The organism is Kitasatospora sp. NPDC015121 (assembly GCF_055562955.1).
This window is the reverse complement of sequence record NZ_JBVHEH010000019.1, coordinates 55,364-73,817: the sequence shown is the minus strand read 5'-3', so window position 1 is coordinate 73,817 and position 18,454 is coordinate 55,364. Positions and strand designations below refer to the sequence as shown.

Here is an 18,454-nt window from a genome sequence, read left to right as displayed (position 1 = left end):
CGCAGTGTTACGTTTCTTCATATTCGTAACACGGCGTTACGTTATCCATCGGGTGCCCTGTGGAGGTGCGCGTCATGACTCAATTGCTCGAAGATTCGACCGTGGTGATTTCCGGCGTCGGAACCGGCCTGGGGCGTGAAATCGCATTGGCTGCAGTCCGTGACGGGGCCAACGTAGTACTCGGCGCGAGAACCGAAGAGAATTTGAAATCCGTCTGCGAGGAGATAGATCCGACCGGTGCTCACGTCGCCTACTCGGTGACGGACATCGCCGATCCGGAGTCGTGCTCACGGTTGATCGCCACCGCCACAGAATGTTTCGGGCGAGTGGACGCGTTGGTCAACGTCGCAGCCAAGGAGGACGTGTTCGGTGGGCTCGAAGGTGCCGATCTGAGTGCCTGGAAGGCCATGTCGGACGTCAACGTCATCGGAACTCTCACTTTGACGCAGGCGGCGCTACCGGAATTGAAGAAGCGTGGCGGCGCCGTCGTCATGATCGGCTCGCAGGCCATGTTTCATCCTCAGTTGCCGCAATCGGCATACGCGACGTCCAAAGGTGCGCTGTATGCAGCGATGTGGTCGCTGGCAAAAGAACTGGGACAGTATCGAATCCGAGTCAACACCGTGGTCCCGACCTGGATGTGGGGACCGCCGGTACAGCTGTACGTCGGGCTCGCGGCCGCCGACCGTCGGGTCCCCGAAGAAGACATCATCGCCGAGATCAGCAAGAACATGCCGCTCGGTGAAATCCCGGCAGACGACGACGTAGCGGACGCCGTGGTCTTCTTCGCCTCCAACCGCGCCCGGATGTTGACCGGGCAGACGCTTTTCGTCAACGGCGGCGAGTTCTTTCGCTGACCGTCTATCGGCTCTGTTCCGGAAAGGACTGCACTGCAATGAAACACAAGGTCATCGTGTGGGGTACGGGCGTCGTGGGTAAGTTGGTCATCCGCGAACTGCTCGATCATCCCGAATTCGAACTGGTCGGCGTGATCGTGCACAACCCCGACAAGGACGGCGTCGACGTCGGCACGCTCATCGGAGTCGAGCCGGTGGGGCTGGCAGCCACGATCGACAGTGAGGCAGCCCTGGCCGTCGATGCCGACGCCGTTGCATACTTCGGTCCGACTGCGGAGTTCGCCGTCGAGAACATCGCGAACATGTCGCGCTCCCTGCTGTCGGGTAAGCACGTGGTGTCGACGTCGATGACGCCGTTGGTCTACCCGAAGGCCTGCCCCGAAGAAATGCTCGTGGACCTCGAAAAGGCGTGTCGCGAAAGCGGAAAGTCGTGCTTCACCACGGGAATCGATCCGGGATTTGCCAACGATCTCTTCCCGCTGACGCTCATGGGGGTGTGTGGCCGCGTAGACAGCGTACGGGTGCAGGAACTGTTGGACTATGCGAACTACGCAGGTGACTACAGTTCGACGATGGGAATCGGCGTCTCGGTGGATACGCCGGCGGTACTCGAGATTCCCGAGGTGCTGATCTTCGCATGGGGTCACACCATTCCGATGATCGCCGACGCCGTCGGGGTCAAGTTGGACCGCATCGACACCGTGTACGAGAAGTGGGCGGCTACCGAACCGATCACGTATCCGTTCGGAGTCATCGAGCCTGGCCAATGTGCCGCAGTCCGATTCGAGATCCGCGGTTGGGTGGGAGACGACGCGAAGATCGTGATCGAGCACGTCAACCGCATCACCAACGACGCAGCAACGCACTGGCCCAGAGCAACTTCCGTGGAGAACGACGTCTATCGCGTCATCATCAAAGGTAGTCCGGACATCACGCAGGAAACGGCGTTCCGTGGAGCGCTCGACGGGGATCCGATCACCGGAGGGTGCCTGGCGACGGGAATGCGAGCGATCAATGCCATTCCGATGCTCGACGGGATCGAGGCCGGGCTCGTTTCTGCGCTGGATCTCCCCCTTGTCGCCGGGCGAGGCACCATCCGATCATGAAGGTGCTCTTGACCGGAGCCTTCGGGAACATCGGTTCGCACGTTCTGGCGGAGCTCGTGCGCCGAGGCCATGATGTTCGTTGTCTTGCGCTGGCAACTCCCGAGGATCGCAAGCGGGCGAGTGCCTTTCGCGCCGTCGAAACGGTCTGGGGAGATATTCGTGACTACCAGACGGTCGAGGCTGCAGTGGCGGGTATCGAGGTCGTAGTTCACTTGGCTGCAGTCATTCCGCCCGTCAGCGAGCTCGATGTTGCTGGTGCGGCGAAGGTCAACGTCGAGGGAACCCGTAACGTCGTCACGGCAGCGCTGTCGCAGAGTGATCCGCCCAAACTTGTCTTTGCATCGACATTCGATGTTCACGGCCGAACGATGCATCGGAAACCTCCTCGTAGAGTGGATGATCCACTCGAGGCGACGGATGGGTACACCGCCCACAAAATCGAGGGTGAACGCATAGTGCGAGAGTCCGGTCTGACGTGGTTCATACCGCGGTTCGCCGACGTTCCGATCATCGGCGCGCGTGGAGCCGATCCCATCATGTTCGAGATCGGTTTGGACAACAGGATCGAAGTGCTGCACCCCGACGACGCTGCTGTCGCACTTGCCAACGCGCTGGAGACGCCGCAGGTGTGGGGCCGGGTGCTCTTCGTCGGTGGTGGTGAGTCTTGTCAGGTGACCTATCGCGAATATCTGGCGAGAATGCTGCGGGCAATGGGGTTGGAACCGTTGCCCGATAGTGCCTTCAGTGGCAAGGAGTACGTGACCGACTGGGTGGACACCGAGGAAAGTCAGCGGTTGTTGCGGTATCAGAGCCGAAGTTTCGACGACATCACCGCCGACATCGCAGCCACGCTCGGCTGGAAACGGTGGATCATTCCGGCGTTCAAACCGTTGGTGAGACGATCGATGCTGAAGATGTCGCCCTATCTTTGATCGTCAGTCCATTCGGCCGGCTGTGGAAGACTGGTTCCATGAAGCGGATGTCGAGAACTGTCCTTTCTTGCGGAATCTTCGCGGTATCAGTGACCGGAGCTGTGACGAGCTGCAGTTCTTCCGACACCTCGGTGGTGCCGACTACCTCGTCGTCTGTGACTACCACGGCAGCCGTACCGCCTACGAGTGCCTTGCCACCATCGACGCCGGAAACCGAACGCGCCCTCTTCGACGCTGTGGACCGCAATGATCCGGCAGCGATCACCGCTGCCTTGGGCGCCGGCGCGAACATCGAAGCTCGCGGCGAAGATGAACGTACTCCGCTCGTCGAGGCCACCAAGAACAACGCCGTCGCCGCGGCGTCGACGTTGATTCTTGCCGGGGCAGACGTGAATGCGAAGGACTCCATGCAGGATTCGGCTTTCCTGTATTCCGGAGCCGAGGGATTGAACGAGATTCTGGCGCTCACGCTCACCCACGGCGCGGACGTCGACAGCGTGAACCGTTACGGCGGTACGGCTCTGATTCCCGCGAGTGAACACGCGCATGTCGAGACGGTCCGGATGCTGATCGCTGCCGGGGTCCCGGTCGATCACGTCAATGATCCAGGGTGGACTGCCCTACTCGAAGCTGTCGTCTACGGTGACGGATCCGCGCGCTATGTCGATGTGATCACCCAGCTACTCGACGCAGGGGCAGATCCCTCGATCCGGGATGCGTCGGGAAAGACGGCGTTGGGCAATGCCGAAAGTCGTGGTCAAACAGACGTTGTGGCGCTGCTTCAATCGCGGGGCTGACGCCAACGAGTCGGGCTGACTCCGTAGGCCTGCCGAAAGCGTCGGCTGAAGTGGCCGGCGTCGACGAAGCCTGCCCGGTGGGCGATGGCCGCGATCGGCAGGTCGGCGGTGGCCGGTCCACGAAGTTCTTCACGAGCCTTCCGCAGACGCTGGGTGATGATCCACTGTTCGATCCGAAAGTCGTTGTCCGAGCAGGTCTTGTACAGCTGTCGCAGTGAGATGTTGTGGGCGTGGGCAATTCGTGCGGGATGCAGCGCCGGATCGTGAAGGTGTTCGCGGATGTATCGACGGATCGAGGTCATGGCGAGTGCCGATCTCGGGGTCGACACGTGGGGATTCGCATGCGCGATCGAGGTGACCAACGCGCGCGCGAGTTCGATCGAAGCCTCACCCAGTTGTTCGGCCGCAGGATCGGTGTCCAGTAGGTCGGCGCCACGGAACAATTCGCGAACGTGCGCAATCATCAAGGGGTACAGGTTGCTGTGATGAGGCCGGGTAGCTGCGTCGCGGACGGTGTCGATCGGCAATCCCAGCCGATCCATCGGAACGTAGAGGCACTGGGAAGCGCCCGTTCCCGACCAGGAGAAATCGTAGGTCGAGGTCAGGTCCGTCATGAGGAGTTCACCGGCCGGGACCCTGCGCTGTGATTGGTACTGGTCGAGATGGCCGATTCCACTCTCCTGCAGAGCAATCGCAAGAACGGGCATCGATGTGGACCGGACGTGGTGTGGGGCACGGGTCAATCGCATCCCGGTCGACTCGGAGCGGAACAGTGATGCGGCGCCCAGATTCCACACGTTCATTCGTGCGCTCACCCGATCCGGGTTCTCCACGTGGATTGCGCACGGAACCGAGGCGCGACCCATCGCGTCGACAAAGGCGTCCGTGCGTTGGTCAGGCTCCAACACGGAGGTATCCAGGAGCAAAGCCATGCAGGCTTGATACCCCGCGATGCGGACGCTCAACCAGAAGCTGTGCAGTGTGAGCCCAGAAGTCTGCACGGACAGTCATGTCCGTCGCACCCGGTGTTTCTAGGATCGAAACGGGCATGTCCCGGCTTGCCGCAGTTTCTCGCTTTTCGACGAGAGTGAAGGAAACGCATGAAGATCTCACGTGTATTCACAGCAGTTCTGGCAATGCTCATGACAGTCGCGGCCGGACTGATCTTCGGCTCTGGTGCCGCGGTGGCAAGCCCCAAGCCGACTGTCGTTCTGGTTCACGGCGCCTTTGCCGACGCGACCAGTTGGGACGGCGTCGCCGCCGACTTACGTTCGCGCGGCTATCGAGTCGTGGTACCGGACAATCCTCTGCGTGGACCCGCTTACGATGCGTCCGTGATCGAGAAGACGGTTGCGGACATCGACGGACCCGTCGTGCTCGTGGGCCACTCGTACGGCGGAGCGGTGATCACCAACGTCCACGATCCGAAGGTGCAGTCGTTGGTGTACATCGCGGCGTTTGCTCCGGTTCAGGGAGAACCGGTACAGATCACGATCGATCCGATTCGATTCCCGGGCAGCCAATTGCTGCCGCCGGCTCTGGGATTGAAGATCGTGGACGATCCTCACGCGATCGGCGGTAAGAACGTCGACGGCTATGTCACGGACGAGTATTTCCATTCCGTCTTCGCTCAGGACGTTTCCGACGAGACAGCGGCAACGATGTTGGCGCATCAGAAGTCCGCGGCTCTGTGGGCGAACCTCGAGCTCGGCGGGCCTCCGTCGTGGGCGAACACACCGAGTTGGTATCTGGTCGCCGGTGAAGACCGAGTGATCCCTGCGACGGCGCAGCGGTTCATGGCAAATCGGATGGGAGCGAACACGAGCGAACTCCCGACGTCGCATGCATCGCTGGTTTCACAGCCGGGGGCAGTGGCAGACGTGATCGTGGCGGCCGCTCACGGATGAGTGAGCGACCGCCACGAAAGAAGAACTAGGGTCAGGCGGAAACGATCACCGAGGAGCCGTGGCCGAACAGGCCCTGGTTGGCGGTGATTCCGATGCGAGCACCTTCGACCTGGCGGCCTTCGGCCTGTCCACGAAGCTGCCAGGTGAGCTCGCAGACCTGCGCAAGTGCCTGTGCGGGAACGGCTTCGCCGAAGCACGCGAGTCCACCGGACGGATTGACCGGGATGCGGCCACCGATGCTGGTGTCACCCGCACGCAGAAGGTGCTCCGCCTCGCCCCGCTTGCACAGGGCGAGGTCTTCGATCCAGTCCAGTTCCACCGAGGTGGCGAGGTCGTAGACCTCGGCGACGTCGACGTCCTCGGGAGAGATCCCGGCTTCCTCGTACGCGGCGTAGCCGATGGATTCCTTGAACGTGCGCTCCGGAGCGGGGACGGCAGAGCTGGAATCGGTGGAGAAGTTCGGCATGTCCATGATCGTCTGCGGGAACGTCGGCGTGACCGTCGAAATAGCCTTGATGCGAACAGGTTCCGCGATGCCCATCTTGCGGGCGTATTCCATCGACGTCAGCAAGATTGCTGCGCCGCCGTCGGAGGTCGCGCAGATGTCGAGCAAATGCAGAGGATTGGACACCACGGGGGAGGCCAACACGTTCTCGACGGTGACTTCCTTGCGGTAGCGCGCATTCGGATTATTGAGCCCGTGCTTGGCGTTCTTGACCTTCACGTTGGCGAAGTCCTCCGCGGTGGCGCCGTAGAGGTCGATGCGACGACGCGCGTTGAGCGCGAAGTACGCCGGGTTGGTCATACCCATGAGGCGGAAGCGCAGCCAGTCCGGGTCGTCCCAACGCTCACCGGCAACGGGGGCGAGGAAACCTTTGGGGGTGGTGTCGGCACCGACGACCAGGGCAACTTCGCTGAGGCCGGCCAGGATTCGTGCGCGAGCTGTGTCGAGTGCCTGGGCTCCCGTCGCACAGGCGGCGTACGACGTGGCGACGCGAGCGCCGTTCCAGCCGAGTGCCTGCGCGAAAGTGGCTCCGGCGACGTATCCGCCGTAACCGTTGCGGACGGTCTCACCGCCGACGATGAAGTCGACGTCCTGCCAGTCAACGCCCGAATCGGCGAGCGCGGCGCGAGCGGCGGCAACACCGTACTTCACGAACGACTGTCCCCACTTGCCCCACGGATGCATGCCCACACCGAGTACTGCGACGTCCTTGCTCATGACTTCGACTCCTGATCGGCGGCGACAGGCTTCCAGCGCCACGTCGTACGAACTCCGGTTTCATCCGTGTACAGCGGCTCGACTACCAACTCGACGGTATTGCCGACCTTGAGATCGTCGACGCCGAAGCCGTCGGCCACCTGGCCGAGGATGACGATGCCCTCGGGTAGTTCGACTGCTGCGAGAGCAAAGGGCTCGTACGGATCCGAGCGCGGGATGTACGGCGGCGGGGGCTGGTACTGCGCGTCGGTGTACGACCAGACGGTGCCGCGGCGGGAGAGTTCCACGTCGTCGAACTCCTCGCTGAAGCAGCTCGGGTTCTTGCAGAACGTCGCCTCACGAGGGAAGGAAATGGTGCCGCAGGATTGGCACTTCGTGCCGATCAGTGCAGGTTCGTCGCCGGTGGTGAACCAACCCTCTACTGCAGGTGTCACACTCCCGTTCGGCGCCGGCGTTGCAGTCTCGCTCATGCAATCCTCATCTGGTTGGCGAGCCTGATCCTGGGATCGGGGCCCGCTGTGCCGCTTACTGGAACAGGTTGCAGTATTACACGATTTCGGCCGATGACGGGCATAAATTTTCGCTGAGTGGGACGCTGCCGGAACGCAGACGGCCCCGCCGGGCAGACGAGTCTGCAGGCGGGGCCGTGTGCGTGAAAGTAGCTGTTTACCTGTGGTGGATCAGCGAGCGCGAACGGGTCGACCGAATCGACGAGTCGGCTTCACCCGGGCCGCAGCGTCGAGGATGGAGGTGATCTCGACCTGATCCAGAACCTTTTCGCGGACACGGTCGTGCGCAGCGCCGCGTTCCAGTTCCGCCTTGTCGATGGCGTGCCAGCCCTCGCGGTCGACTACGTCGGACTGTCGCGCCCGGACCAGACGATCGACTGCGGAGTCGTCGGCGACCGGGTTGGTCAGGCGGCCGTCGTTGAAGTCGTCGACGAGCATCCTGATCGTTTCCTGCGCGCAGGACTTGTTGGTGCCGATGAACCCACTCGGTCCGCGCTTGATCCAACCGGTCGCGTAGACGCCGGTGGCGGGATCGCCGTTCGGAGCTTCGAGGACGCGGCCGTTCTCATTCGGAATGACCGAAGCACGCTCGTCGAACGGGACGCCTGCGATGGGCACTCCGCGGTAGCCGATCGAGGTGAGGACCAAGCCGGCATCGATGGTCTCGGTATCGCCGGTCGCCTCGATCTGCACGGTTCCGTTGGCGTCGACCAGGGCGTTGCGAGCGAACTCGATTCCACTGACCTGATCGTCGCCGGTGATCGACGTCGGCGTGAGCAGGTAGCGCAACGTGATGCGCTTGTTGCCGACGTCGACGTGATCGCGGTTCTTCAGTGCTTCGAGTAGACGCAACTTCTGCTCGACGGCATGCGGAAGCTCGCCGCGTTTTGCCAGTTCTTCGGTGGCCGAGTCGAGAACCATGTCGTCGGGTCCGACAGAGAGTTCGATGTCCGGCAGTGCCATCAGGCCGGTGAACTCGGGGACTGTGAACGCGGACTGCGCGATTCCGCGTCGACCCACGATGACAACTTCTTCGACGCGACTCTTCCGCAGAGCGGCGAGTGCGTGAGCGGAGATGTCAGTGCGCGCCAACTTCTCGGGATCGGCCGTGAGAATGCGAGCGACGTCGAGCGCGACGTTTCCGTTTCCGATGATGACCGCGCGGCGATGCGAGAGGTCGAAGACGTCGTCGGCGTGATCGGGGTGGCCGTTGTACCAGGCCACGAAGTCGGTGGCCGATGCCGTGCCAGGCAGATCAGCACCCGGAATGCCGAGACCACGGTCGGACGATGCGCCGACTGCGTAGAGCACCGCATGGTGATTTTCGAGCAGTTCGCTGTGCGAGATGTGCTTGCCGATCTCGACGTTGAGGTAGAACTCGAAACCCTTTTGTGCGGCGATCTTGTCGAACAAGCGAGTGACCTGCTTGGTCTTCTGATGATCCGGAGCAACTCCGGCTCTGACCAGGCCGTAGGGCACGGGAAGGCGATCGAAAACGTTGACCTGCACGTCGGGCTGCGTCAGCAACTCGTCCGCGGCATACATCGCGGACGGGCCGGAACCGACGATCGCAACTCGCAACGGCGGTCGGCCCTTGTCGACGTGCGCTGCCGGGATGACCTTGGCGAGAAGCGGCCGAGGCCGCTCTTCCTTGTAGAAGTCCGCATTGATGGACAGGAATACCCGCTGAGGGTCGGTCAGCTTCGATTCGGGGACGATGGCATCGACCGGGCAGGCCGAGACACATGCGCCGCAGTCGACGCAGGCCTGCGGATCGATATGCAGCATCTCGGCGGTGAGGAAGTCCGGCTCGTCCGGCGTCGGATGGATGCAGTTGACCGGGCAGGCGTAGACGCACGAGGCGTCGCTGCAACAGGACTGCGTGACTACGTGTGGCATGGCGCTATGAGTCCGATCTCGACTGTCCGGGAGCTACGCGGCGGCGTTGTGCGAGCTGCGGTGAGGTTCGCTGCGGAAGCGCGATGCGCGGCCGTCCATCTTGCATGCCTTCCACACCAGGCGCGAGGCACGGTTCATCAGGCCGGTGTCGGTGGCCAGCATGCGGACGTCACCGAAGTAGTTGCGCAGGGTCTGACGCGATTCGGGCAGATCCCAGAACAGGTCCTTCTTCACGGACTTCGGGATGTCGAACTGCTTCCAGAAGGACTTCGGCGGGATGACGATGGCGTCACAGAGAATGCGCATGACGATCGGGAACAGCAGCGAGAGGACGAACCGGTTCGGGCGTGACATCAGCGGGATGCGACGGCTCAGAAGCTTGTGAGCGAACGAGATGTGACGTGCTTCCTCGGCTACGTGGATGGCCATGACCGACTGCATGATCGGGTGGATCTGGCCGCCGGCGCGCAGGATGCTCTTCTGAATGTGGTCGATCGGCTCTTCACCGGCGAGGACACCGACGAAGAACAGTTCGGGGAACGGACCCGCAGCAAGGGGGATGAAGGGTGCAAGCATCTTCATCGGACGGCTCATGCCGGGAGCGTCGGCACCGATGCGGTTGACCATCTCCTGGAACATCATCGTGTGGTTGCACTCTTCGACGGACTCGTGCGTGCAGTAGCGCGCCTCGGCCGAATCGTTGGGCAGCGAGAAGACGTACTGCATCATGCCGCGGATCAGGATGTTCTCGAACTGGAGACCGACCTTCGCGACGTTGGCCTGGCGCCACATGCCGATTTCGATCTGCTTGGCCTCGGACTGCGACTGGTACCAGGGGTGTGCACCCAACGGGTCAGTCTCGGCCGGGAGGATCCAGCGGCGATCGTTCGGAACGACGGCAAACTCGGGGGAGTCCCAGTCGATGTCGAGGTACGGGTCGAAGTGCTTGTGCACCGAGCCCTCGGACAGGAGTCGAAGCGTCTCGTTGTACGAGTCGTCGGATGCTTCTCCGCGCTTGTCGAGCGGCGATGTGAGCGTCATGGCGTCTCCTCTTCGTTTCGGTCACCGCTGGTATTTCTCGCGGTGTTCGGTGGAATCGAGGGCCGGTTGTGTGATCGCTGGCACTCGGTCTGGATTTAATGTAACCCGAGGTATCAGGAAAAGCTAGTGGCAGATACTCCTGGATCTCGACGAATTCTTGACACGGTCGAAACGGAGCCATAACTTACTTTTGAGTAATTTCCGCGGTGCGCTCGAAGTTGGCTGTTCAGGGATGGGTTCGCACCGAAACGCACGTGAAGATCGAACCGAGGCCGATGTGATCAGAACGCTGCTCAGCAATATTGCCTTGAGTCCGCCGACGCGTTTGCGCTCTCTTGTTCCGTCGCGTGGCGTCACACTCTCCGACAAGACGATCGTTCTGACAGGAGCTTCCTCGGGGATCGGTGAGGCGACTGCTCATCTCTTGGCCCGCCGAGGGGCCGAGATGATCCTGGTTGCGCGCGGTGAGGAAAACCTCGAACACGTACGCGACGAGATCCACCGCAAGGGCGGATGGGCGCACATCGTGCCTGCGGACCTATCCCGTGGGGAAGCTGTCGACGAACTCGCGGAGACGATCGCGGATCGATTCGGGTCGATCGACATCCTCGTCAACAATGCGGGGCGCTCGATCCGGCGTACTGCGTTGGATTCGGTCGACCGATTCCACGACTACGAGCGCACCATGGCGCTGAATTACTTCGGACCTACACGACTGACGTTGCGTCTGCTGCCCGCGATGCTCGAGGCGAAGGCCGGGCACATCATCAACGTCGGAACCTGGGGAGTCACCGCCGGGGTGATGCCGAGGTTCAGCGCCTACCACGCGTCGAAGTCTGCGCTCAGTGCCTTCGGCCGAAGCCTCGGCGCGGAATGTCACGGCACTGGCGTCGACGTCACCACAGTGCAATTCCCGCTCATACGAACACCGATGATCGCGCCGACGGCGGATTACGTGAGCCAGCCGGCGCTGACGGCCGATCAAGCTGCATCGTGGATCTTGCGGGCGATCAATACGCGTCCCGTCGAGCTGTATCCGCGGTACGCGGGGCTGTTACGAGCGATCGACGTCGTATCTCCCTCGGCTACAGATGCACTCGTGCGTAGAGCTGGGATTTGAAGGGTTGGGATCTGACCAAAAACGCGCGTCAGTACCGGGGCATGGTTCGTCCCCGGTACTGATGTATTCAATTGTCGCGATTCACGCCGCTGTGGGTGGGCTGTTCCCGCCGATCGGCTGTTGATACGGGTCGATCGACATCGGCGGATAGAACACCGACTTCCGATCCGGGCCGATCTCCACCCGCCACTGCGTGTGGTGCAGCGTCCGGTGATGGTGGCCGCACAACAAGATCAAATTGTCGAGATCTGTTGGGCCACCATCGTTCCAGTGAACGATATGGTGGGCGTCGCACCATCCCGATGGTGTCCCGCACCCCGGAAACGCACACCCGCCATCACGAACTGCCAACGCCCGCCGCTGCGGAACGGTCGCCGTTCTCGCTTCCTTACCGCAGTCGAGCGGAACACCATTTTCATCCAACAAAATTCGGGTGACGGTGCAGTCGCAGGCCAACATCCGGGCAGTATCGATACTGATCGGGCCCACCCAATCCGTCCACGCAAACCCCAACTCCTCAGTGGACGGCAACAGGTCTTTCAACGCCTGCAGGTCCGTCATGTCTTTCGCGGACGCGGTGACCGTGATGTGTGGTTTCACGCCGCCTTCGATCGGACCCAACCCCGCCCGCTCGTACCGGCGCAACAACTCGCAAAACCCGTCCGCCCGTCGTAATGCCGGCGTGCGGGTGTCCTTGACACCGTCCTTCTCCGGCGTCGGAGCGGACAGGCTCGACAACAACGTGATCAGACGGGCCCCGTTCACCGCATCCAAATCACCCTTGACTGTGACCCGCCCGTAAAGGCCCTTCGAGGCGTAGAACTCATTGCGCTCAGAGTCTTCCCCGACCGGAACACCGTCCTCGCGCTTGCCGTACTGCTTCTCGATTCGGTGGATCGCCGCCCGCACCGCATCACAATCGGCAATGTTCTTCGACGCCAGGCCGAGCAGGATCTCGCGCGCCTTGTCCACATCGGCCGGGGTCATGTTCTTGGGCGGATGCTGACAAAACGACGCCACCTGACGGGCTTTCAACGCATCCACATCACCGCGATGAAACGCATCGCCCACCACAGGTTCGAGCATCAGCAACCGCGCCAGGCCCACCAGCAGGCTGCACTCACCGATCTCCAAATTCGTCGAACCGTGCAACCACTGCGCGATCGCCCGAAAACCCTTCCCACCGAGAACATCCCGGGAAAACATCTCCACGATCAGCAACACCATCCGCGACTGCAACTCGTGCCGGACACGCACCAGATCCAGAACCTCACCCTTGAGGTCCTCACCATCCAGTTGCCACGCATCCCGACTGTCCATGCAGCAATCATATTCGAACAAAGATTCGAACACAAGAGGAAATTGATCGAAAATTGCTGATGTTAAACCGATTTCGGCATTTCGGACATTCGGTTCTCGGCGGGCTGCCGACGCAGTCCGTGTGCGCCGACGAGTGCGAGCGCCATCATCAACCCGGAGCACAACAGCATCACGGCGGTCTCGATGAACTGAAAATGCCAGTACCGGCTCTGCGGGTGATAGACCACGGCATAGTGATCGATTCCCTGTTCTCGAAGGCAGTTGTCGACTTCGAGGGCTTGCTGCTGGCGATCGGAATTGTCTGAGCCCCAGCACATTGTGTAGTCGGCGTCGATCATGTTGCCGTCCGTATCGGCGAAGCCGGCTCCGATAACCCATCTCGAGTCGAGATTTCTATACGGCGACGGTGCGTATTCCGCTGCACGGGCCAGTCCGTCGATGGGTTGGACGTCAATGTCCGGGGCCGTGTAATGCTCGCGGACCATCGCGCTCAGTGCGACGGGCACGATGAAGAACACGAGGAGAGTCGTGACCATTGAGACGACGGTGTTGCGGATGAGCAATGCGGCTGCGCTGCCGGTACTCATCGCCAGAAAGGCGTAGGCGCCGACGGCGATTCCCGTCGTTTGAAAATTGGGGAACTCCATCAAGGAAAACGAGGTGGCTTCATCTGTTGCCTGTCCCCGGCCCAGTGTATGGGTCCAGCCGAGCACCAGGCCCAGGACTGTCATCGCAAGGGTGATGGGAACGAAGGCCACCAGGACTCGCAGGAAATACCATCGAACAAGGCCGGTGGACTCGCGAAGGTCGAGATTCTCGGGGCCCTGCTCGAAGTCTCGGGAGAAAGTGGTGACACCCACCAGCATTCCTGAGGTAAACGGAAGAAGAACAAGAAGCGCCGTCAAGGTAAGAGCGGTGTCGGCGCGGCAACCGCCACCTCCGTCGTACCAGCGCGAGCAGATGCCCCCGAAGTCCCAACTCTCGCCCGAACGCTGAACGAACCAGCCTGAAACGGCGGCTGTCAAGATCAGGAGGAATATCACCGCCAACGACCATAGGATCTGCCCTCGACATTGCCTCCAGGTCGCGTAGATCATCGGCGAATGCAGCTCGGTGACGTGTGGATGCGTCTCATGATGAAACAATACTGTTCGTTTGGTGATCCACATGGATTTCGAAAGCCGATACCCCGGACCTGCTCCGAGGTATCGGCCTGAGGTCAGAGGCAGAAGAAACTGAGCGAACTGATTGCCGCGTTCTGCTCGAGTTGGCCGGCGTCTCCGACATTGCCGGCGGCGACTGACAGATCTTGAAGCGAGAGAATAGCGTCCATTGTCATTTCCTTTGTTGATCGGCGTTCTTGCCGATGGATGTCATCGATCGAATTGTCTTGCGGTGCTGCTTCCATTTCAGGTTCTTGGCCTGATACTCCTGTGCTCCAATCTGCCGTGGGTGATAACTGTCGAACAATCAGGTGATGTGGCAGTTCGACGCACACATCAGTGGGAACGACGGTCGGCGAGGTGCCGATCCGGTATCTCGGAGCAATGCGAGAATTCCCGCAGATCCGGTTGCCCAGTCTGTCGAGAGCCTCAAATTCTGCTCACCTGGAAAGTAAAGGCCTCCTGCGTGATCGAGGCTGTGCAAGCCCAGAAGCTGGAACTGCTGCGCAAGCGTCTGTTCGCAATCGGCGCCGGCATATGGAGTCTTGGAGAGTTCGCCGAGGAAGAGAATCAGCCCGGCTCGCCCGTTGAGCAGTCCGGCTTGGGCAGTGAATTCGACGGCGGCAGCGCGGGCTATGGCATGTAGGGCAGACGCATAGCGCGGTTCGTCGACATGTCGCACAAGTTGTAGAAGCACCAGGCCCACACCGACGGATCCCGATCCCAGATACGGCATTGTCCGGCGCTCTTCTCTCAGTTGCATCGAACCGTCAGGGCACATCTGCATCACGGACAGGTCGATGTCGACAAGCTGTCGTGCGTGTTCCAGTGATCGAGGATCTCCGGTCCGTTCGTAGTGGCGAGTCCAGAACAACGCTTGCCCGCTCGGCCCTCTCATCAAGCCGCCGCGACCCGCTGTCGCCCAGGCTATTCCGTCGTCGGAGCGAACATGTGCGCGAGCCTCCGGAAGGCGATCCCGCAGAGTCTCGGTGACGAGAGCGAGCGCTGACGACGCCGCCGGACATGACTCCGATTCCTCGAGTAGAAGGCAGCCGATTCCGGAAAGGCCTTGGAAGAGGATGGAATCGAGCTCGTCGAGTGGAGCTTTACACAAAGTCTCGACCCATCTGTCGGCAGTCGAGTGTCGTCCTAGTTGCCGAAAGGTGTGCACCGCACCCGCGAGTCCGTCGAAGAATCCGAACTGTGGCTGCGCATCCGAATCAACCTGGTGTTCAGTCCATTCCAGAACTGACTCCAAGGTGTCGGTGGGTAGATCATCGGCGAGCAGATTTCCGCACGAGCCGTGCGCAATGCCGTAGCCGTTCACTTCGAATTGGGCGATGTCTCCGGGAAAGAGTCGATCAGAGCGGGAGAGATCGAGCGAGGCGAGGATGCCGCAACGCAATCGAGCGTCCGTACGCTGCAGAGATTCCCTCGACGACGTGTCCCAACGATGCCGGCGGTTCTCCGGTTCCGGCGTGTGTACGTCGAGCATCGAGTAGAGCGAGGCCCGGAAGGTGCGAGGTAGATCGAATCGAGACACCGCGTAGTCGATGAGTTCGGGAATCTTGTTGTGATCGAGAGGGAACAATGTAGTAAGCGGGACAAAGAGTCCCAGCTCGATGCATCCCAAGGAGTAGCGGTCCGCATCGACACCTTTCAGCTGTGGCGGTGCGGTGTATCCGGGTGCTCCGGTGGACCGGGGCGGATACTCGTCGATGTTGTGTGCCATCTCGAAGTCGACTATCCGAATACCCGAGGGTGAGGACAGGACGTTGCCGGGGTGAAGGTCGGCATGAACGATTCCGGCGCTGTGGAAGCTCTCGACCGCGGTGGTCAACTGGAGTGCGATGTCGAGCGCCCAGGTCCTGTATTCCGTTCGGGAACTGAGTGTCTGGTCGGCACGGATGAGCGGATAGCGGATCGCGATTTCCTGATTCAGGGGTGTACCGGGAGCGCGCTCGGTGACAAGAAAGTGGTGGCCTTCGCGCTCGAACAGGCTGATCGCAGAAGGTGAGTACGGGTTGTCGGCAAGGTGAGTCAGCTTGTCGTACTCGTTACGAAGGCGGTCGATTGCGTATCGACCGCTGGCGTCCGGGGCGGTAAAGGGTCGGCCTTCTTTGATGACCAGATCGATGCCGGCGTCACCCTGTGCGGAGTAGATCCCTCCGCTGTTGCTGAAGTGCAGGGCTTCACTGATCGAATAGGGGAAGGCGTCGCGTGATTTCAGCTTGTCTTGCTGTGCGCGAACGAAGTCCGGGATTTGTACCCAGTCCGGAGTTCTGAAGGAAGTGCCGCGCACATCGGGTTCGAGCGATCCGTCAGGACGCCGAATTGCCGGGACGCTATCGCCGAATGAATCGTAGGTCTGCATGGGCAGATATGCGCCGTACCGTAAGTAGAGCGGTCCCCGGTTCCATCGCACATCGCTGAGGATGTACGGCCCGTCGGCACCGGTGACAAGCTCGTCCAGTTCGATGATGACACGTTGTGTGGCAACGCCATCCGTCGGATAAATCGTGATGAATTTTCCGCTGGATGTTCGATTGGCCTGCTTGCTGTTGGACAACATGAGGTCTGTTGCCGTCCGAAGAAATTTGAACGGCACATGATTGCGGCCGCAATACACGGAAACGGTGTCGAGCAGCTCTTGCGCGTTGGCTTGGGTAGCGGAGCAGTGAATCTTCCATCCTTGTTCTGGCAGCAGACCGTCGGGCGGTTGGAAGTAGTTCCACGGCCCGCTTTGGGGGCCGCGCCGCCAGAGCGACCAATCAACCGACTTTGCGGGGATAAAGTGCTGGTCAGTCGGTGTATCAGCTCGGGTGACCGTTCTGATTCGGTCGTAGAAATGCGAGTCGGCACGTGTGAAGGCAACGTATCGCAGGTCCACGCTCAACCTCCCGGTCAGTCCCCCTGCGGTTGTCATCGATTGGTGCCACGCCCCGAATCCCCTGTGGCTTGAATTGCTTGTGGCGGAAGATTATCCGATTTCGGACATTTCGGGCGAGATTTGCAAACTATCATCCAAAAGTACTAAGGGATGTCCGGACGGCCAGGTTGTGTCGCGCGGTCGAACCAATAGTCGCGTGCAGCGCACGAGCGTTGGGAGCGTCGCAGCCTCGTTGATCCAATTTGTTTACGTTGTCTGTCAATATTATTCGACTGCTCGACCGGTTTTCCGACTTCCAGTGGAGGTAAATCGCCCTGGCGTTGCGTCTAAAGTACGAACTATCTGCCTTTTCTTGACTTTTTCGACAAAGCGGGAAAACTGGTACCTGTTCTAGGGTTTCGGGATGCGAGAACTCTTCTCGCCGGCACTGGACGCAGGATGCGATTCTTCTGCATTGCTGCGAAGGCTTACCCCTATATCGATGTCTACCGCCGGCCATGTGTGGACTTTGCAGAGCTGAAATCTGCTCTCAGGCTGTCCTGCAACGGTATTCGAATTTGTCTTGCCTTCGGGATGTGTCTCCCCGGCATGGCGCTGTATCCGAGTTTTCGTTCTGACAACGTGCAGGGAGGAGGAGATTTTCTTTGCGATGATGTCGCGATTCGAAATCGATTGCGACATTTCATCTTGTTGAACGTCAATCGTTTCTCAACGAAAGAAAAGGTTCAAAATGACTGTATCTCTCGCTCGGCGTGCCGGAACTACTGCTGCGATCTCTGCGGCAGCATTTGGATTGGTGTTTGCGGCAACGGTGCCGGCGTCCGCCCATAACGTGACGACGAATTACAACAATGCTTGCATGGGTGACCCCAATTCATCCATTGCGGGCAATGTTCATCAGCCGCTTCAGGCTCATTCCATGTCGGTTGCGCACTCGTCGTCGACGCCGGGCACCTACACGATTCAGCCAGGGGCGCAGACTGTTCCGACCAGTGGCGGTGGTGCCACGGTTGTCAACTTGAATCGATTGAACCTCGTATTCAAGATCGATCCGGTGACCTTCACGTCGGCGTCCATCGTCTCCGGGACGGGTAGTGGATTCAGTGGCACTCCGGTGGTCACTCGAGTGAACGCAAGTGGTGCCGCGGACGCTGCAGGATCCTACCTTTCCCTCAACGGGGGAGTCGGAACAACGATTGCGGGTGCGAGTCCGGGCGGCTCGAATACCTCTGATGCGGGTTTGACCGCGCTTGCCGGCGCCGCCTTCACGCTGCCTTCGGTCCAAGTTGTCACGACTTCCTCCAACCCGGCGGTTTACATCAACACCGACGGTGATGCCGGGAAGTACGCAAACCCGAAGAACTACATGACGTTCCTGTCGAAGGCGACACTGTTCGGAACTCAGTACGCCCCGACGATGTGCTTGGCAACGGATGTCACTCCGCGGACCGACTCGAATATCGGTTCCGTTCTGACGCCGAACGGCGGAGCGGCCAACCTGCACCCGTGATTGGCGGCGCTGGTACCGCACACCGAGTCGATGTGACCCCCAGCGTGCGCTGAACATGAAGCGTCGTAATGCTCGGTGAGAAGTCGCCCCACGCCTGTCCGGGTGTGGGGCGACTTCTTCATTTCGTGACTTTATTGCCGTTTCGTGACCTCGTGGCTGTGGTTTCCCTTGACGGGCGTGT

General features: G+C 60.7%; 16 protein-coding genes. 7 read left to right on the top strand and 9 right to left on the bottom strand.

What is annotated here, in order from left to right:
- Nucleotides 1-74: 74 nt before the first annotated feature.
- From ACZ3J7_RS27125 to ACZ3J7_RS27110, 4 genes are read left to right on the top strand one after another with little or no spacing between them, the layout of a single operon-like run.
- Nucleotides 75-857, top strand: coding sequence for an SDR family oxidoreductase (locus ACZ3J7_RS27125; RefSeq protein ID WP_298781720.1), 783 nt, complete (start codon nucleotides 75-77; stop codon nucleotides 855-857).
- A gap of 38 nt (nucleotides 858-895) precedes the next feature.
- Nucleotides 896-1,963: an NAD(P)H-dependent amine dehydrogenase family protein gene (locus ACZ3J7_RS27120; RefSeq protein WP_124568012.1), complete on the top strand. Its 1,068-nt coding sequence runs from the start codon at nucleotides 896-898 to the stop codon at nucleotides 1,961-1,963.
- Nucleotides 1,960-2,895 (top strand): NAD-dependent epimerase/dehydratase family protein, encoded by a 936-nt coding sequence (locus tag ACZ3J7_RS27115; RefSeq protein WP_298781729.1) that lies wholly within the window; start codon nucleotides 1,960-1,962, stop codon nucleotides 2,893-2,895. Before ACZ3J7_RS27120 ends, ACZ3J7_RS27115 begins: the two co-directional genes overlap by 4 nt.
- Nucleotides 2,829-3,692: an ankyrin repeat domain-containing protein gene (locus tag ACZ3J7_RS27110; RefSeq protein ID WP_465625537.1), complete on the top strand. Its 864-nt coding sequence runs from the start codon at nucleotides 2,829-2,831 to the stop codon at nucleotides 3,690-3,692. Before ACZ3J7_RS27115 ends, ACZ3J7_RS27110 begins: the two co-directional genes overlap by 67 nt.
- Here ACZ3J7_RS27110 and ACZ3J7_RS27105 read toward each other — a convergent pair.
- Nucleotides 3,677-4,624, bottom strand: coding sequence for a helix-turn-helix domain-containing protein (locus ACZ3J7_RS27105; RefSeq protein WP_298781735.1), 948 nt, complete (start codon nucleotides 4,622-4,624; stop codon nucleotides 3,677-3,679). The genes ACZ3J7_RS27110 and ACZ3J7_RS27105 overlap by 16 nt on opposite strands.
- 168 nt (nucleotides 4,625-4,792) lie before the next feature.
- On the opposite strand from ACZ3J7_RS27105, the gene ACZ3J7_RS27100 reads away from it, so the two are divergent.
- Entirely contained in the window at nucleotides 4,793-5,599 is an 807-nt protein-coding gene (locus tag ACZ3J7_RS27100; RefSeq protein ID WP_095972325.1) for an alpha/beta fold hydrolase, read from the top strand.
- Nucleotides 5,600-5,630: 31 nt separating this feature from the next.
- Here ACZ3J7_RS27100 and ACZ3J7_RS27095 read toward each other — a convergent pair whose 3' ends face one another.
- From ACZ3J7_RS27095 to ACZ3J7_RS27080, 4 genes are all read right to left on the bottom strand, one after another.
- Complete coding sequence (locus ACZ3J7_RS27095; RefSeq protein WP_095972326.1) at nucleotides 5,631-6,821, bottom strand: lipid-transfer protein; 1,191 nt, start codon at nucleotides 6,819-6,821, stop codon at nucleotides 5,631-5,633.
- The gene (locus ACZ3J7_RS27090) at nucleotides 6,818-7,291 is read right to left on the bottom strand and encodes a Zn-ribbon domain-containing OB-fold protein (protein WP_095972327.1); all 474 of its coding nucleotides are present in this window, start codon (nucleotides 7,289-7,291) and stop codon (nucleotides 6,818-6,820) included. Before ACZ3J7_RS27090 ends, ACZ3J7_RS27095 begins: the two co-directional genes overlap by 4 nt.
- 210 nt (nucleotides 7,292-7,501) lie before the next feature.
- On the bottom strand, nucleotides 7,502-9,229 hold the full coding sequence (locus tag ACZ3J7_RS27085; RefSeq protein ID WP_298781747.1) for an FAD-dependent oxidoreductase: 1,728 nt from the start codon (nucleotides 9,227-9,229) through the stop codon (nucleotides 7,502-7,504).
- Nucleotides 9,230-9,262: 33 nt separating this feature from the next.
- The gene (locus ACZ3J7_RS27080; protein ID WP_124568020.1) at nucleotides 9,263-10,270 is read right to left on the bottom strand and encodes an AurF N-oxygenase family protein; all 1,008 of its coding nucleotides are present in this window, start codon (nucleotides 10,268-10,270) and stop codon (nucleotides 9,263-9,265) included.
- A gap of 277 nt (nucleotides 10,271-10,547) precedes the next feature.
- Here ACZ3J7_RS27080 and ACZ3J7_RS27075 point away from each other — a divergent pair, with 277 nt between their 5' ends.
- On the top strand, nucleotides 10,548-11,390 hold the full coding sequence (locus tag ACZ3J7_RS27075) for an SDR family oxidoreductase (RefSeq protein ID WP_465625534.1): 843 nt from the start codon (nucleotides 10,548-10,550) through the stop codon (nucleotides 11,388-11,390).
- Nucleotides 11,391-11,471: 81 nt separating this feature from the next.
- On the opposite strand, the gene ACZ3J7_RS27070 is transcribed toward ACZ3J7_RS27075, so the two are convergent.
- The 4 genes from ACZ3J7_RS27070 to lanKC form a co-directional block, all read right to left on the bottom strand.
- Nucleotides 11,472-12,710, bottom strand: coding sequence for an HNH endonuclease signature motif containing protein (locus ACZ3J7_RS27070; protein ID WP_353799016.1), 1,239 nt, complete (start codon nucleotides 12,708-12,710; stop codon nucleotides 11,472-11,474).
- Nucleotides 12,711-12,772: 62 nt separating this feature from the next.
- A complete protein-coding gene (locus tag ACZ3J7_RS27065) occupies nucleotides 12,773-13,753 on the bottom strand; it encodes a hypothetical protein (protein ID WP_298781758.1) in 981 nt (326 codons plus the stop codon).
- Nucleotides 13,754-13,929: 176 nt separating this feature from the next.
- Entirely contained in the window at nucleotides 13,930-14,118 is a 189-nt protein-coding gene (locus ACZ3J7_RS27060; RefSeq protein ID WP_366054867.1) for a hypothetical protein, read from the bottom strand.
- 62 nt (nucleotides 14,119-14,180) lie between these two features.
- A complete protein-coding gene (gene lanKC / locus ACZ3J7_RS27055; RefSeq protein WP_353799015.1) occupies nucleotides 14,181-16,763 on the bottom strand; it encodes a class III lanthionine synthetase LanKC in 2,583 nt (860 codons plus the stop codon).
- 859 nt (nucleotides 16,764-17,622) lie between these two features.
- Here lanKC and ACZ3J7_RS27050 point away from each other — a divergent pair.
- Nucleotides 17,623-18,273 carry a hypothetical protein gene (locus ACZ3J7_RS27050; protein WP_465625531.1) on the top strand — a complete coding sequence of 217 codons (651 nt, stop codon included), beginning with the start codon at nucleotides 17,623-17,625 and terminating at the stop codon, nucleotides 18,271-18,273.
- Nucleotides 18,274-18,454: the final 181 nt, after the last annotated feature.

Excerpts from the sequence above, each read along its gene's own strand:
- ACZ3J7_RS27105 (WP_298781735.1), bottom strand. The coding sequence starts at position 4,624 with ATGGCTTTGCTCCTGGATACCTCCGTGTTGGAGCCTGACCAACGCACG.
- ACZ3J7_RS27125 (WP_298781720.1), top strand. The coding sequence starts at position 75 with ATGACTCAATTGCTCGAAGATTCGACCGTGGTGATTTCCGGCGTCGGA.
- ACZ3J7_RS27060 (WP_366054867.1), bottom strand. The coding sequence starts at position 14,118 with ATGGAAGCAGCACCGCAAGACAATTCGATCGATGACATCCATCGGCAA.
- ACZ3J7_RS27080 (WP_124568020.1), bottom strand. The coding sequence starts at position 10,270 with ATGACGCTCACATCGCCGCTCGACAAGCGCGGAGAAGCATCCGACGAC.
- ACZ3J7_RS27050 (WP_465625531.1), top strand. The coding sequence starts at position 17,623 with ATGGGTGACCCCAATTCATCCATTGCGGGCAATGTTCATCAGCCGCTT.
- ACZ3J7_RS27085 (WP_298781747.1), bottom strand. The coding sequence starts at position 9,229 with ATGCCACACGTAGTCACGCAGTCCTGTTGCAGCGACGCCTCGTGCGTC.
- ACZ3J7_RS27090 (WP_095972327.1), bottom strand. The coding sequence starts at position 7,291 with ATGAGCGAGACTGCAACGCCGGCGCCGAACGGGAGTGTGACACCTGCA.
- ACZ3J7_RS27095 (WP_095972326.1), bottom strand. The coding sequence starts at position 6,821 with ATGAGCAAGGACGTCGCAGTACTCGGTGTGGGCATGCATCCGTGGGGC.
- ACZ3J7_RS27120 (WP_124568012.1), top strand. The coding sequence starts at position 896 with ATGAAACACAAGGTCATCGTGTGGGGTACGGGCGTCGTGGGTAAGTTG.
- ACZ3J7_RS27100 (WP_095972325.1), top strand. The coding sequence starts at position 4,793 with ATGAAGATCTCACGTGTATTCACAGCAGTTCTGGCAATGCTCATGACA.
- ACZ3J7_RS27115 (WP_298781729.1), top strand. The coding sequence starts at position 1,960 with ATGAAGGTGCTCTTGACCGGAGCCTTCGGGAACATCGGTTCGCACGTT.
- ACZ3J7_RS27070 (WP_353799016.1), bottom strand. The coding sequence starts at position 12,710 with ATGGACAGTCGGGATGCGTGGCAACTGGATGGTGAGGACCTCAAGGGT.